This window comes from Sphingopyxis sp. BE259 (assembly GCF_031457495.1).
Classification (GTDB): Bacteria; Pseudomonadota; Alphaproteobacteria; order Sphingomonadales; family Sphingomonadaceae; genus Sphingopyxis.
The window spans coordinates 2,187,422-2,202,731 of sequence record NZ_JAVDWM010000001.1 but is presented as its reverse complement, the minus strand read 5'-3'; the positions used below and the strand labels follow the sequence as shown (position 1 = coordinate 2,202,731).

The following is a 15,310-nucleotide window of genomic DNA, read 5'->3' as shown; positions in this document are numbered from 1 at the left end:
ATCGATGGCAACCAAGCGCGGCAACGGGGCTTTAGGTGAATTAGTCGCGCCGCTGCAAGCTGACCACGGCGTGGATTGGCAGCTCCGCGTAAAGATGCGGGAACAGATCGCCGCCGCGCGCCGCTTCCCAACGGATCGCGTCGCCGAGGAGGAGCAGGTCGACCTCGGCGATCATCAGCGGCGACTGGCCCGCAAAATGCTTGGCGATCGTGCTTTCGAGCTGCTCGCCGGTCGACAGGTGGATATAGCCGTCGGCGATGTCGATCGGGGCGCCGCGAAACACGCGTTCGCGTTCGAAATCGGCCCATTGCTGCTGGGTCAGCACCTTGAAGGCGGTCGAGGCGGTCATTCCGAAGGCGCTTCCGTTTCCGGGGTTGCTGCCTCGGCAACGTCGTCCTCGACCGTGTCCTCCTCACCTTCCTCGATCAGCGCGGCAGAGACGACATGCTCGTCTTTCGCGACATCGAACAGGCGCACACCCGCAGTGCCGCGGCCGATGACGCGCATCGAATCGAGGCCCATGCGGATCAGTTTCGCCTGATCGGTGACCAGCATCAGCTGGTGCGCCTTGGTGGCGGGGAAGCTCGCGACGACCAGGCCGTTGCGGGCGATATTGTCGATGTTGGTGATCCCCTGACCACCGCGACCGGTGCGGCGATATTCATAGGCCGACGACAGCTTGCCATAGCCGTTGGCGCAGACGGTCAGGATGAACTGTTCGCGGTCTTGCAACTCGGCAAAACGGACATCGTCCATTTCGCGCGGCTTGCGGACGCCCTCGGTGTCTTCGGGTTTCCAGGCGGCATGGCGCAGATAATCGTCCCGCTCGTCCTGATCGGCGACGCCGACCTTGTGCAGGATCGACAGCGAGATCACTTCGTCGCCCGCACTCAGCCGCATACCGCGAACGCCGGTCGAATCGCGGCTTTGGAATTCGCGCACCTCGTTGCCGGCGAAGCGGATTGCCTTGCCTTGGCGGGTCGCGAGCAGCACATCGTCACCTTCGTCGAGCAAGGCGACGCCGATCAGCCGATCATCCTCGTCATCATTTTCGAACTTCATCGCGATCTTGCCCGCCGTGCGAATGCTAGTGAAGGCGTCCATGCTGTTACGCCGCACGCTGCCCTTGGCGGTGGCGAACATGACGTGGAGCTTGCCCCATTCGGTTTCGTCCTCGGGCAGGGGAAGAACGGTCGAGATCGTCTCGCCCGCGCCCAGCGGCAGCAGATTGACCATCGGGCGGCCGCGCGTCGCAGGGCCACCTTCGGGCAGGCGCCACACTTTCATGCGGTACACCTTGCCAAGCGTCGAGAAGAACAGCACCGGGGTGTGCGTCGAAGTGACGAACATTTCGGTGACGACATCCTCGTCCTTCGTCGCCATGCCGGCGCGGCCCTTGCCGCCGCGGCGCTGGGCGCGGAAGGTGTCGAGCGTGGTGCGCTTGATATAGCCGTCCATGGTGACGGTCACGACCATCTCTTCGCGTTCGATCAGATCTTCGTCATCGATGCCGTCGGCGGCGGGAGCGAGCAACGTGCGGCGCGGCTTGGCAAATTCGTCGCGTACCGCGATCAGTTCATCGCGCATCACCGCGATCAGCTTGTCGCGGTTGGCGAGGATGCTCAGAAGCTCCTCAATCTCGTCTGCCAGTTCCTTGAGTTCTTTACCGATTTCATCGCGGCCCAAGGCCGTGAGGCGGTGCAGGCGTAGGTCGAGGATCGCCTTCACCTGCACTTCGGACAGGCGATAGCTTGCGCTGTCGTCCATCTCACCGTCGATCGCTTCGACCAGCCGGATATAGGGCGCAATGTCGCCGATCGGCCATTCGCGGACAAGCAACGCTTCGCGCGCCGCCGCCGGACTGGTCGAGCCGCGAATGATCCGGACGACTTCGTCGAGATTGCTGACCGCGACGACGAGGCCGAGCAAGATATGGGCGCGGTCGCGCGCCTTGTTCAGTTCGAACTTGCAGCGGCGGGTAATCACCTCCTCGCGGAAGTCGATGAACGCCGACAGGATCGTCTTGAGCCCCATCATTTCGGGACGGCCCCCGCGGATCGCGAGCATGTTGGCGGGGAAGCTCGACTGCGCTGGGGTGTGGCGCCACAGCTGGTTGAGCACGACTTCGGCGGTCGCGTCGCGCTTCAGCTCGATGACGACGCGCATGCCCTCACGGTTCGATTCGTCGCGGATGTCGGACACCCCCTCGATGCGCTTATCGCGCGCCGCTTCGGCGATTTTTTCGACCAGTCCCGACTTGCCGACCTGAAACGGAATCGACGTCAATACAATCGATTGGCGATCGTTTCTGCCTTCTTCGATGATGTGCGTCGAGCGCATCATGATCGACCCGCGGCCGGTGGCATAAGCCAGGCGCGCACCGCCCTGGCCGAGGATCAGCGGGCCCGTCGGGAAATCGGGGCCGGGGATGATGGCCATCAGGTCGTCGAGGGTGATTTCGGGATTGTCGATCGTCGCCAGCGTCGCGTTGATCACTTCGCCCAGATTGTGCGGCGGAATGTTGGTCGCCATGCCGACCGCGATGCCGCCCGCGCCATTGACGAGCAGATTGGGATAGCGTGCGGGGAGGACGGTCGGTTCGGATTCGGAGCCGTCATAGTTCGGCTGGAAATCGACGGTATCCTTGTCGAGATCGCCGAGCAGGGTGTTGGCGACCTTGGCCAGACGCGATTCGGTGTAGCGCATTGCGGCTGGCGGATCGGGGTCCATCGAGCCGAAATTGCCCTGACCGTCGACGAGGGGGACGCTCATCGACCAGTCCTGCGTCATGCGCGCGAGCGCGTCGTAGATCGAGCTGTCGCCGTGCGGGTGATATTTACCCATGACGTCACCGACGATACGCGCCGATTTGCGATAGGGGCGGCCCGCGACATAGCCGCTTTCAAACGCCGAATAGAGGATGCGGCGGTGCACCGGCTTCAGCCCGTCGCGCACGTCGGGCAGTGCGCGGCTGACGATCACGCTCATCGCATAATCGAGGTAGCTGGTCTTCATTTCGTCGACGATGTTGATCGGCGAAATGCCGTCTTCGGACGGCGGCGTCGGCGTATTTTCTTCGGTCAAGACCCGGCCTTTTTTCTGCTTTTCGGGAGGTTGTTTTTACCTAGCCGACGATAGCGGCAAACGCCAGCGATTCGGTGGGTTTTCAGGGAATGATTTCGCTGCCGTCCCAAGCGAAAATCCGGCCGGTTTCGGCGGGCGTCAGCGCGCTTAACGTCCGGAGCAAATTTGCGGCGGCGGTGGCGGCCAGGGTCAGTTGTTCGGCGGGTACGCCACGCTGAAATGGCGCCGACAAACTGGTGTCCACGGTACCGGGATGCAAGGCGACGACCAGCGCGTCGGGGTTGCGCCGCGTCTCGGCGATCGCGAAGCCGCGAACAAGCTGGTTCAGCGCGGCTTTCGAGGCGCGATAGCTGTACCAGCCGCCCGTCCGGTTGTCGCCGATGCTGCCGACCCGCGCCGACAGCATCGCAAAAACGGTGCGCCCGCAGCGCGGCAGCAACGGCAGGAAATATTTGGCGACCAGCGCCGGACCGATCGCGTTGACGGCAAAATTCTGTGCCATCCAGTCGGGGTCGATGTCGGCCAGCGCGCGTTCGGGGCGGCGGTCATCCGCATGGAGCAGCCCGGTCGCGACGATCACCAGTTGGGGCGGCCGGCCACTGTCGCGCACCAGGGCCGCGGCGGCCGCGATCGAGGCCTCGTCGGTGACGTCGATCCTATGCGGGGCGGGAAACGACCGGGCGAAGCGGTGGATGACGTCATGGCGACCTTCCTCCTGCAAAGCGTCCGCGAGCGCAGCGCCGATGCCGCCCGAAGCCCCGATGATGATGGCCGATCCATGCTCTGTCACCGCAGTGGCGTATCACGCCGCGTCAGAGGGCGACAAGCGATGCTTGCCAAACCGGTTCGGTGCCATATGACGGTCAGCCGTGGCTCCTTACCATCCTCGCGCCCGCCGATGGCTCTGATTGCGCTGATCGGCGCCAGCGAAGTCTTGCCCGACGGCGGGCTGCGGGCGCTTGTAACCGTCGCGGGCGAAACGCTGATCGAACGGCAAGCGGCGCGGCTCGCCGATGTCGGTGTGACGCATGTCGCAGTTGCGGTCGCGGCGTTGCCGGCCGACCTGCTCGCCACCTGCGACCGCATCCGCCGCCGCGGGGTGAAAGTGACGCCAGTCCGCGCGGCGGCCGACCTGATGGGACTGGTCCAGGACGACGACCGCATCATCCTGGTCGCCGATGGCCTGCGGGCAGGTGGCACCCATTATGCCGCGATCGCCAAGCCAGGGGCGCCAGCGATCCTGGTTACCGGCGACACGCCGTTGACCCAAGGGTTCGAGCGTATCGACGCGACGCGGCGCTGGGGTGGACTGGCCAGCATTTCGCAGCCGATGGTCGCCGAACTCGCGGCGACGCCGGGGGAATGGGACATGATGCTCACCCTGCTGCGCCTCGCGGTGCAATCGGGCGCGCGGCGGCTCTATTGCGAACCGGCGTTGTTCGAACAGGGCGAGATCGCGATCGTCACCGACCGGCCGACCGCAGCGCTGATCGAACAATCCAGCCTGCAACAAGTCGAATATGGCGGGATGGGGTTTGGCCGCTCGGCGATCATGATGCCGTTGATCCGGCTCGCCGGTCCGTTGCTGGTCAAATCGCCGACGACGGCGCGATACGTGCCCTATGTCACCGCGTCGCTGTGGATTGCGGTCGCTATGCTGGCGGCGAGCGGTCTGGCGGCGGCCGGGGCGCTGGTCGCAATCTTTGGCGGGCTGGGATTGACCGCGATGCGGTTCCTGTCGGCTTTCCGTGCCGAAAGCGCGGCGCAGGACCGGGTGCGCGACGTCATCCGCACCTTCGCCTGGGTCTTGCTCGCGATCTTCCCCTGGCTGGTGTCGCTGGCGGGGCCAGGGCATCGCATGCCCCTGTTTTCTGAAGCGGCTTTGGCGCCATGCCTGGCCGCGACAATTTTGGTGGCGCGGTCGCTGTATGAAGATTCGGGCGAGCGGCGGCGGTTCCATTGGCTGCTGCCTGATGCCGATCAGGCGTGGATCATGCTGGCGCCCGCACTGCTGTTCGGCTTTGCTGCCCTGATGTTTGCGATCCTGCCGCTGCTCGCGCTGCTCCAGATACTGCTCTGGTTGCGCTTGGCGCGGCGGCCGGAAGCGTCCTGAAACAAAGCAGTTCAAGGTTTAGCGCGTATTAACGCCATTCTGCTATCCGCGATCGTGCATGACTGACTCCGTCCCTTCGTCCGGCATCGATCCGTTGTCCGCGCGTTTGCGCGAACTCGCCGATTATCTGGCGGCGCCCGCGGACGCGCGCCTGACCGAGGAACAGCGCGCGCTGGCGCTCGGCATCGCGCGCCGACTGGTTGGTGATGTCGCGGCGCGGCTCGATCGCGGCATCGATACCGAAGGGTTGTGGCGCGAATGGCTGCGCGGCGGATTGCCCGGCGCCGAGCGGCTGGCGCGCATCTGCTTTGCCCGTGCAGAGGAGCATCGCTGGCGCGAATTGTCGGCGCAGCGCAGCAGCCCGCCGCCGATCCTGCCCGATGCCGAAGAGGGGGTTGTCGATCCGCCATCGGTCGGCGCACCGCTATCGGACATCGACCGCGCCTATCTGGCGCTACAGATCGCCGATCGCCGCCGGTTCGACGCGCTGGGCCATCCGGAGCTGGCCATCGCCGATCTCGACGGCGACCTCTTTCGCTCGCTATTGCTCGACATTGCCGCGTGGAGGCTAGCGGAGGTGAGCCTTAATCAGGCGCGCGCCACCGAACTGGGCGACGCGGTGCGCGTTGCCACCGAGTGCCACGCCAAGGAGGCGGGGATCGCACAAGCGGGGGCGGCGTATCACAACCTGTTGGGCCCGGCGCTGTCCGACGCCGTGGCAGACGCGATCACGCGGCACGACTGGCCGACGCTCATCGCGCTGGCCGCCGCGGCGCATCGCCGCAGCTATGACGATATGGCTCTGGCATTGCTGACGGCGGAGACTGCGGCGCTGCCGTCTCTGCTGGCGCCGCTGAACCTCGATCGTCCCGCGCTGGCGCCGCTCGAAGCATCGCTGGCGATGTTGCCGTCGCGCGCAATAATCGAGGACGGCGCGCGCGATTATGGCGAGATGCTGGCGCCCGGGCGGAACACGCGATGACCGAGCGCATCGTTCGCGGTCGGATCGACCGGTCGGGCGCGCTGGTCAGCGCCGACGCTCCGCTGCTGCGATTGCAACAGCGCGCGGGGGCGGCGCTGAACAAACCCTTGGCGCTGCCGCATCTGGCGCGGCTAGTCGCGCTGGCGCAGCGGCTGCACCGCGACATCAGTCGGCCGCTGCACGCCGCCGACGATCATAGCGATATTCACGCGCTGGTCCGGATCATTCCCGACGCCGACGGCGCCAGCCTGGAAATAAGTGACTGGCGCACGCGGCCTGTGGCGCTGCCCCAGATTCCGGCGATGGCCGACCATATCGCGGCACCACACGGCTGGACGTGGGAGTGCGACCAGCAATTGCGCCTCGTTGCCCTGCGCGCCGCGCCTGACGCGCGGCCTGTCCCTGCGGATTGGGAAGGGCGATCGCTGTCCGAATTGTTCGAATTGCAGCCCGACGGCGATGGCCGTTTTCCGGTGCTGCGCGGGTTGGCGCGGCAATCGCGTTTCGACGGCCAGCATGTCGAGGTCGATGCTGCCTCGGGACGGCTGGAGATGACCCTATCGGGCGAGGCGCTGTTCGATGCGGCCGGGCGTTTCACCGGGTTTCGCGGTGCCGCCGCGGTGACGGAGAGAGAAACGGCGGCCGATTCGGTCCCTGCGGCGGCACTGGTCGATCCCGCTTTCGGGTCGCTGCCGCTGTCGGACCCGCAATTCGGTCGGCGGATTGACGGCGCGTTGCGTGGACCGCTCAGCCGGATCATTGCGACGGCCGAGACGATTTCGGGGCAGTTCGATGGCCCGATCCGCGCCGATTATGCGCGCTATGCGGGCGACATCGCCCATGCCGGGCGGCATTTGCTGGGGCTGGTCGACGATCTGGCCGATTTGCAGAATATCGAGCGTCCGGGGTTCAAGGCGGCGGCCGATGAAATCGACCTCGGCGATCTGGCGCGCCGCGCGGTCGGGCTGCTGGGGATGAAGGCCGAGGAAAAGGGCATCCGCATCGACGCGCCGCGCACCGACGACAAGGCGCCCGCAACCGGCGAGTTTCGCCGGGTGTTGCAGGTGCTGCTCAACCTGCTGGGCAATGCGATCCGCTATTCGCCCGACAATTCGCAAATCTGGATCCGCGTCGACCGCGACGGGGATCGCGCTATGGTGACGGTCGCCGATCAGGGTCAAGGGATCGACGCCGATCAACAGGCGATGGTGTTCGAGAAATTCGAGCGGCTGGGCCGAACCGACAGCGGCGGCTCGGGGCTGGGGCTGTATATCGCGCGGCGACTGGCGCGGGCGATGGACGGCGATCTGACTGTCGATAGCGCACCGGGGCAGGGAGCGCGATTTACGCTGAGCCTGCCGGCGCGGGATGTGGGGTAGGTGACGGCATCAGTTCTGGGGTGGAGAGCAGACGTTCCCCACCCTCGTCACCCCGGACTTGATCCGGGGTCGATGACCCCTTGCGCCGCCGTAATCTTGAGAGGGCAGATGGATCCCCGATCAAGTCCGGGATGACGAAATTAAAGGTCTGCTATCCGTCGAAACCGGCCATCGCAAAAAAGGGGCCGTGCACGGCCCCTTTTTCGTTGTTGGTGTTGCGCCGGATCAGCGTTTTGCCACCGGCACATAATCGCGCGGCGCCGGGCCTGTGTAGAGCTGGCGCGGGCGACCGATTTTCTGGGCGGGGTCGGAGATCATCTCGTTCCACTGGGCGACCCAGCCGACGGTGCGGGCGAGGGCGAAGAGGGCGGTGAACATCGTCGTCGGGAAACCGATCGCCGACAGGATGACGCCCGAATAGAAATCGACGTTGGGGAACAGCTTCTTGTCGACGAAATAGGGGTCGCTGAGTGCCATTTCTTCGAGCTGTAGCGCGACTTCGAACACCGGGTCGTTGACCTTCAGCGCCTCGAACACTTCGCGCACGGTCTTTTGCATCACCGTCGCGCGCGGATCGTAGTTTTTATACACGCGGTGGCCAAAGCCCATCAGGCGGAACGGGTCGTCCTTGTCCTTGGCGCGCGCGATATATTCGGGGATGCGTTCGGGGCGACCGATTTCGCGCAGCATGTTGAGCGCCGCTTCGTTCGCGCCGCCATGCGCCGGACCCCATAGGCAGGCGATGCCCGCCGCGATGCATGCGAACGGATTGGCGCCCGAGGAACCAGCAAGGCGGACGGTCGACGTCGAAGCGTTCTGCTCATGATCGGCGTGGAGGATGAAGATGCGGTCGAGCGCGCGCTCGACGACCGGATTGACCACATATTCCTCGGCGGGAACGCCAAAGGTCATGCGCAGGAAATTGCCGGTGTAGCTGAGCGAGTTATCGGGATAGACGAAGGGTTGGCCGACCGAATATTTATACGCCATCGCGGCGATCGTCGGCATTTTGGCAATCAGGCGGTGGCTGGCGATCATCCGCTGGTGCGGATCGTGAATCTCGGTCGAGTCGTGATAGAAAGCGCTGAGCGCGCCGACGACGCCGCACATGATTGCCATCGGATGCGCGTCGCGGCGGAAGCCGCGGTAAAAGGTCGCCAGCTGTTCGTGCAGCATCGTGTGGCGGGTGATCGTGTTGTCGAAATCGGCCAGTTCCTGCGCGTTTGGCAGATCGCCGTTGAGCAGCAGGTAACAGGTTTCCATGAAGCTGGAATTTTCGGCGAGATCGCCGATCGCGTAGCCGCGGTGGAGCAGTACGCCTTCGTCGCCGTCGATATAAGTAATCTGCGATTCGCAGCTCGCGGTTGAGGTGAAGCCGGGATCATAGGTGAAGGCGCCGGTCTGGGCATAGAATTTGCGAATATCGACGACATCGGGGCCGATAGTGCCCGACAATACAGGACTCTCGACAGTCTTGTCGCCCAGGGTGATTTTCGCGGGCTGGTCGGTCATATGTTTTTCCCTGTTCTGGCGGCTAGGAGAGAGCGTGGCTACGCCCCTGCCGGATAATGTTGCGCTGCGTCAAGTCGGGCCAGACTGACATCGCGCCCGAGCAACAACAGCACGTCGAAAATCCCTGGGGAAACGGTCCGGCCGGTTAATGCAGCGCGTAGCGGCCCGGCCAATTTGCCGAGCCCCAGTTCGGCGGCTTCGGCCTCGGCCCGCACGGCGGCGTCCAGCTCTTCTATCGTCCATTGGTTCAGCCCGCGCAGCCGCTGCGTCACGGCAGCCAGCAAGCCTTCGGGCGCAGCCTTTAGCACCTCGGCAGCCTTTTCGTCCACCGGCAACGGATCGCCCTGAAACAGGAACATCGCGCCGTCGGCGATTTCGTCGAGCGTTTTCGCGCGCGGTTTGAGCGATTCCATCGCGCGGGTGAGCACGTCGCGCTCGGCGTTATTGAGCGCGCGGCCAGTGAGCGTCTCCACCCGGGGCGCGACCAGCCCGGCGAGCCGCGCATCGTCGGCCTCGCGCAGATAATGGCCGTTGAGATTTTCGAGCTTCTTGAAGTCGAAACGCGACGGCGAGCGCCCGACATGGGCAAGGTCGAACCATTCGGTCGCCTGGGCCCGGCTGATGATTTCATCATCGCCATGGCCCCAGCCGAGGCGGAGCAGATAATTGTTCACCGCTTCAGGCAGATACCCCATCTCGTCGCGATAGGCATCGACGCCGAGCGCGCCATGGCGTTTCGACAATTTCGCGCCGTCGGCGCCATGGATCAGCGGCACATGGGCATAGACCGGCTCGCGCCACTGCATCGAGCGGATGAGCGCGAGCTGGCGAAAGGCGTTGTTGAGATGGTCATCGCCGCGAATGACGTGGGTGACGCCCATGTCATTATCATCGACGACGACGCTGAGCATATAGGTCGGGGTGCCATCGCTGCGCAGCAGTACAAAATCGTCGAGTTCGGCGTTCTGGACGGTGACTTCGCCCTGCACCCTGTCGGCGATTGTCGCGGCGCCATCCTGCGGCGCGCGCAGGCGCACGACGTGCGGCACCGACGGATCGCCGTCGTCGCGGTCGCGCCAGGGACTGCGGACGCGGAAGGGCAGGCGCTTTTCCTGCGCTTCGGCGCGCATCGCGGCGAGCTCGTCTTGGGTCAGGTAACATCGGTAGGCTTCGCCCTTGGTCAGCAGTTCGGCGGCGACGGCGGCGTGGCGGTCGGCGCGCGCGAACTGGAACACCGTCTCGCCATCCCAGTCGAGATCGAGCCATTGCATCCCGTCGAGGATCGCGTCGATTGCCGCGTCGGTCGATCGCGCGCGGTCGGTATCCTCGATCCGCAGCAAGAATTTGCCGCCGTGATGCCGCGCGAACAGCCAGTTGAACAGCGCAGTGCGCGCGCCGCCGATGTGCAGGAAACCGGTCGGCGAGGGGGCAAAGCGCGTGACCACGTCGGCGCCGGTAACGTCGAGCGTCGCTTCAGGGGGCGCTGCTGCCAAGCTGGTCTGATTATCGGTTGCCACCAAGGCCTCTTTCACTCACTTTGCCGCGCATCGCGGCGGCGATCGGGGAGCCCCTAGCATGGCGACAAGGCAGCTTCAAACGCCGATTTCCGGGCGCTGGGCCCGGTACGCGCGCGGGCTGGCCGATGGTCTGGAGGCGCAGCTTGAGGTGGAGCGCGAGCGGATCGGGTTGTGGTTGCCGGTCGTGCTGGGCGCCGGGATTGCGGCGTGGTTTGCGCTTCCGGCCGCAGCTTATTGGATCGGCCTGTTGCTGATGCTCGCAGCCGGATTTCTAGTCGGCCTGATGATCGGCTGGCATGGCCGGGTCGGGCGGATGGTCGCGATCGGGTGCGCGGTGATGGCCGCCGGGGTGCTGCTGATCTGGGCGCGGGCGCTGTGGGTCGCGGCACCGGTGCTCGCAGCGCCGGTCAGCACCAGCTTTGCAGCGGTTGTCGAGCGGGTCGAGCCATTGCCGGCCAAGGATCAGGTACGGATCATTGCACGGCCGCAGCAGCGCGCCGACCTGCCGCCGCGCCTCCGCCTGACGCTGGACAGCGACCAGGCCGCGGGGCTGGTCGGGGGCGAAACGATCGGGGTGCGAGCGCGGTTGATGCCGCCGCCGACGTCGAGCTTGCCGGGGGGCTATGATTTTGCCCAGCGCGCGTGGTTTGAACGCATCGGCGCGGTCGGGACGGTGCTGGGCGATGTGTCACACGGGCCCGGGGCCGGGGCCGCCGCGCCGCCGCTACGCGGGCGGCTGAGCGCCCATATTCATGGCGAGATCGAGGGGTCGGCGGGCGGGATCGCGGCGGCGTTGGTCACCGGCGACCGTGGGGCGATCAGCGAGGCCGACGAGGAGGCTATGCGGCGCAGCGGGCTGGCGCACCTATTGTCGATCAGCGGGCTGCACGTCACCGCGGTGGTCGGCTTTGCGTTTCTGCTCACGTCGCGCCTGTTCGCGCTAAGCCGCCGGATCGCGCTGGCGGGCTATGTCCTGCCGTTGGCGGCGGCGGCGGGGGCGCTCGCCGGGGGAGCCTACACATTGCTGGCCGGCGCCGAGGTGCCAACGCTGCGGTCGTTTATCGCCGCGCTTTTGGTGCTCGTCGCGTTTCTGATGGGGCGCGAGGCGCTGACTTTGCGGCTGGTCGCGGCGGGGGCGTTGATCGTGCTGCTGTGGCGACCCGAGTCGCTCGCCGGACCCAGTTTCCAGCTGAGCTTCGCGGCAATTACCGCCATCATCGCGCTGCACGAAAGCCGACCGATGCGCGCCTTTCTGGCGCGGCGCGACGAACCGTGGCTGTTGCGGTTCGGCCGCGCGATCGCGGGGTTGCTGGCGACCGGTCTGGTTGTCGAGGTCGCGCTGGCGCCGATCGCGCTGTTTCATTTCCACAAGGCGGGCTTGTATGGGGCGCTCGCGAATGTCGTGGCGATCCCGCTGACCACCTTTGTGATCATGCCGATGGAGGCGCTGGCGTTGCTGTTCGACGCGGTCGGGTTGGGCGCGCCTTTTTGGTGGGTCGCCGAACAGGCGTTGAAGGCGCTGATCGCACTGGCGCATGCGGTCGCAAGCGCCCCCGGGGCCGTGGCGACGTTGCCGGTCTTTCCACCGTGGGGCTTTGGACTGGCGATCGTCGGCGGACTGTGGCTGCTGTTGTGGCAGACGCCCTGGCGGCGCTGGGGGGCGGTGCCGCTGGCGATCGGCATGGCCGCTCTGCTTGCACAACCACGCCCTGACATATTGGTGACCGGCGACGGCAAGCATATCGCCGCGGCGCTGCCCGATGGCGGTTATGCGCTGCTGCGCGACCGCGCCGGTGACTATATCCGCGATACGCTGTCCGAAGCCGCCGGGGTCGATACACCGCTGTCCGCGCTCGCCGACCTCGATCATGTCGAGTGCAACCGCGATTTCTGCCGCTGGAGCCACGGCGCGGGCGCGACCCGCCGGATCATCCTGGCGTCGCGGGGGCGCGACCGGATCGAGGGCGCCGACATGATCGCCGCCTGCGCCGCCGCCGATGTGGTGATCAGCGATCGCTGGCTACCGCGCGAATGCGCCGGGCGCTGGCTGACGATCGACCGTGATAGCCTGGCCGAAACCGGCGGGCTGGCGCTCTATCTGGGCGAGCGGACCGAGGCGGTCGCCACGTTGCGCGTCGGCGACGCGCATCCGTGGCGACAGCCGCAGCAGCTTAGTGGTAACGACGAAGCAGTCCCGACAGGCGCCCTTGCACGATGACGCGGTCGGCGGGGTAACGCTGTGGCTCATAGGCACTGTTCGCGGGATCGAGCCGGATCATCGGGCCTTCGCGGCGGAAATATTTGAGCGTCGCGTCCTGCCCGTCGACGAGCGCGACGACGATGTCACCCTCGCGCGCAGTGCTCGCTTTCTGGATCAGCGCGTAATCGCCGTCGAAGATGCCCGCCTCGACCATCGAGTCGCCCGACACTTCGAGGGCATAATGTTCGCCCGAACCGAGCAGTGCGGCGGGGACCGCAAGGTTGTTATGCTCTTCAAACGCCTCGATCGGCACACCCGCGGCGATCTTGCCGTGCAGCGGCACTTCGATGATATCGTTCGCCGCGATGGGACGCATCGCGGGGGCGGGCTTGCGCAGCGGAACGACATTGTCGCGATCATCGCGCCCGGCAGGCTTAGCCGCTTCGGGCACCTTGATCACTTCGAGCGCCCGGGCACGATTGGGCAGGCGGCGAAGAAAACCCCTTTCTTCCAAGGCGCTTATCAGGCGATGTATGCCTGATTTCGATTTCAGTCCCAGCGCCTCCTTCATCTCCTCAAACGACGGCGAAATGCCGCTGGCGTCGAGCTTTTGCTGAATGAAGTGAAGCAGTTCATGCTGCTTGGCGGTCAACATCGATCATCCTCCGTCAGGACCAAAACCGGACATAATGAGAACGATAGTGGAACAGAGCGGAACTTGTCAAGTGATGACGATATAGTCGGCCGTTTCCCCTGCGGCGCGGGGCGGGGCGCCGATATTGCGGATCAGCAAGGCGCTGGCGGCGGCGAGCGGCAGCGTCATGCCGCTGTCCTGTCCGATCAGCGGTAGGAGCGCACCGTTTTCGAGTCGGGCGCGCAGATAGTCGCGGCGACCGCCGCCGCCGCCGAGCGGGCTTGCAAGAGGAGCCTGGTGGATCGCTGGCAAGGCATCAAGCGCACCGGCAAGGTGACGGACGAGCGGTAGCAGGAAGAGTGTCGCGGTGACGAACGCGGACGAGGGATTGCCGGGCAGGCCGAGCAGGACCGCATCGCCGATCGTTCCGGCGATGAGGGGCTTGCCGGGACGCATCGCGATCTTCCAGAAATCGATCTGCCCGCCCGCGTCTTGCAGCGCGCCGCGAACATGGTCATGGTCGCCGACCGACGCGCCGCCGACGGTGACGATGACGTCGTGACGTCGCGCCAACTCCTTCAGAATCTTCGTAAGTGTTGCGCGATCGTCGCGCACATGATGCGGCAGGCTGACGTCGGCAGGCCCGCCCGCCAGCATCGCCATCAACATCGGACTGTTGCTGTCAGGAATTTGCCCTGCCGTGAGCGGGCGCCCCGCCTGAACGAGCTCGTCCCCCGTGGTGAGGATCGCGACGCGCGGGCGGCGGCCGACGGTGAGCTGGACGGCGCCGCTCATTGCAGCCGCAGCGATGGCGCCCGGCGTCAGGCGCGTTCCCGCGTGCAACAAGCAATCACCAGCGGCAAAATCGGTGGCTTGGCCACGGATGTGGCGGCCGCGTGCGCCGGGGCCGTCGCCGGTCATCGTCAGCGCGGCGCCGTCGGTCGCGACATCCTCCTGAACGATGACGGTGTCGGCGCCGCCCGGGACGATCGCACCGGTAAATATCCGCATGGCCTCCCCAGCGCCCACCGCGCGGTCGGGCGCCGTTCCTGCGGCGCTTTCTCCGACGACGGTCCATGGTCCGGGCAGGTCGTCAAATCGAATCGCATAGCCGTCCATCGCTGACAGAGGTGCCGCGGGTTGATCGCGCTGCGCGACGATATCGTCTGAAAGATAGCGACCAAAGCATTCGGAAAAAGAAATTTTTTCGGTCGGTAGCGGGTGCTTTAGCCCCAGCAGCCGCGCCTGCGCCTCCTCGACCGGCAGCAGAGCGGTCATTCGGCGCGCCAGTCGCCCGAGCGGCCGCCGCTTTTTTCGAGCAAACGGATGTCGCCGAGCACCATCGCGCGGTCGAGCGCCTTGGCCATGTCGTAAAGGGTGAGCAGCGCGACCGACGCGGCGGTCAGCGCCTCCATCTCGACCCCGGTCGGCCCGTTCGTGGCGGCGGTGGCGGTCACCGCGATGCCACTGTCCTCCCATGCAAAGTCGATCCCGACCTTGGTCAGCGCAATCGGATGACAGAGCGGAATGAGGTCCGATGTGCGCTTGGCCGCCACGATCCCGGCGATTCGTGCGGTCGAGAGCACGTCGCCCTTGGGCGCGTTGCCGCTGCGGATCGCGTCGAGCGCGGCCGCCGACATGGTGATGCGGCCGCTGGCAACGGCGCGGCGCTGGGTCGCCGGCTTGGCGCCGACATCGACCATTTGCGCGGCGCCGGTGTCGTCGAGATGAGTCGGTTTCAGCGTCATTGCGGGAGCGAAGCAAGGTGGGGGGGGAAAGGCAAGGGGAGATGGCGGTAGACATTCGGCGTTAATGACCAGAAACGACCTATCGCGGACGGTCGGTTGCTGCTTCGTGGCCTACAAACATCTATCGCTTCGACGACTGCA

Annotated in this window: 12 protein-coding genes; 4 read left to right on the top strand and 8 right to left on the bottom strand. The window is 65.8% G+C overall.

Annotation, left to right across the window (positions count from 1 at the left end; genetic code table 11):
- Nucleotides 1-40: 40 nt before the first annotated feature.
- The 3 genes from J2X44_RS10625 to J2X44_RS10615 form a co-directional block, all read right to left on the bottom strand.
- The gene (locus tag J2X44_RS10625) at nt 41-349 is read right to left on the bottom strand and encodes a DUF952 domain-containing protein (protein WP_310083556.1); all 309 of its coding nucleotides are present in this window, start codon (nt 347-349) and stop codon (nt 41-43) included.
- The gene (gene gyrA / locus J2X44_RS10620; RefSeq protein WP_310083553.1) at nt 346-3,084 is read right to left on the bottom strand and encodes a DNA gyrase subunit A; all 2,739 of its coding nucleotides are present in this window, start codon (nt 3,082-3,084) and stop codon (nt 346-348) included. Before gyrA ends, J2X44_RS10625 begins: the two co-directional genes overlap by 4 nt.
- A gap of 82 nt (nt 3,085-3,166) precedes the next feature.
- Complete coding sequence (locus J2X44_RS10615; protein WP_310083550.1) at nt 3,167-3,874, bottom strand: SDR family oxidoreductase; 708 nt, start codon at nt 3,872-3,874, stop codon at nt 3,167-3,169.
- A gap of 108 nt (nt 3,875-3,982) precedes the next feature.
- Here J2X44_RS10615 and J2X44_RS10610 point away from each other — a divergent pair, with 108 nt between their 5' ends.
- Genes J2X44_RS10610 through J2X44_RS10600 form a run of 3 tightly spaced genes read left to right on the top strand, consistent with a single transcriptional unit; the run spans nt 3,983 to nt 7,558 of the window.
- Nucleotides 3,983-5,197 (top strand): hypothetical protein, encoded by a 1,215-nt coding sequence (locus J2X44_RS10610; protein WP_310083546.1) that lies wholly within the window; start codon nt 3,983-3,985, stop codon nt 5,195-5,197.
- 58 nt (nt 5,198-5,255) lie between these two features.
- Complete coding sequence (locus J2X44_RS10605) at nt 5,256-6,179, top strand: hypothetical protein (protein WP_310249277.1); 924 nt, start codon at nt 5,256-5,258, stop codon at nt 6,177-6,179.
- On the top strand, nt 6,176-7,558 hold the full coding sequence (locus J2X44_RS10600; protein WP_310083542.1) for a HAMP domain-containing sensor histidine kinase: 1,383 nt from the start codon (nt 6,176-6,178) through the stop codon (nt 7,556-7,558). Before J2X44_RS10605 ends, J2X44_RS10600 begins: the two co-directional genes overlap by 4 nt.
- A gap of 225 nt (nt 7,559-7,783) precedes the next feature.
- On the opposite strand, the gene J2X44_RS10595 is transcribed toward J2X44_RS10600, so the two are convergent.
- Nucleotides 7,784-9,070, bottom strand: coding sequence for a citrate synthase (locus J2X44_RS10595; protein WP_310083539.1), 1,287 nt, complete (start codon nt 9,068-9,070; stop codon nt 7,784-7,786).
- A 38-nt stretch (nt 9,071-9,108) separates the two neighbouring features.
- Complete coding sequence (gene gltX, locus J2X44_RS10590) at nt 9,109-10,587, bottom strand: glutamate--tRNA ligase (RefSeq protein ID WP_310083537.1); 1,479 nt, start codon at nt 10,585-10,587, stop codon at nt 9,109-9,111.
- A 58-nt stretch (nt 10,588-10,645) separates the two neighbouring features.
- Between gltX and J2X44_RS10585 the strand changes: the two genes are divergently transcribed.
- Nucleotides 10,646-12,805: a ComEC/Rec2 family competence protein gene (locus J2X44_RS10585; protein WP_310083534.1), complete on the top strand. Its 2,160-nt coding sequence runs from the start codon at nt 10,646-10,648 to the stop codon at nt 12,803-12,805.
- Here the strand turns inward: J2X44_RS10585 and lexA are convergent.
- The 3 genes from lexA to moaC all read right to left on the bottom strand — a co-directional run bounded on the left by lexA (nt 12,759) and on the right by moaC (nt 15,169).
- Entirely contained in the window at nt 12,759-13,442 is a 684-nt protein-coding gene (lexA, locus tag J2X44_RS10580; protein WP_310083531.1) for a transcriptional repressor LexA, read from the bottom strand. The two genes, J2X44_RS10585 and lexA, sit on opposite strands and share 47 nt — an antisense overlap.
- 66 nt (nt 13,443-13,508) lie before the next feature.
- The gene (gene glp / locus J2X44_RS10575; protein ID WP_310083529.1) at nt 13,509-14,699 is read right to left on the bottom strand and encodes a gephyrin-like molybdotransferase Glp; all 1,191 of its coding nucleotides are present in this window, start codon (nt 14,697-14,699) and stop codon (nt 13,509-13,511) included.
- Entirely contained in the window at nt 14,696-15,169 is a 474-nt protein-coding gene (gene moaC / locus J2X44_RS10570; RefSeq protein ID WP_310083527.1) for a cyclic pyranopterin monophosphate synthase MoaC, read from the bottom strand. The genes glp and moaC overlap by 4 nt, the downstream gene beginning before the upstream one ends.
- Nucleotides 15,170-15,310 lie beyond the last annotated feature (141 nt).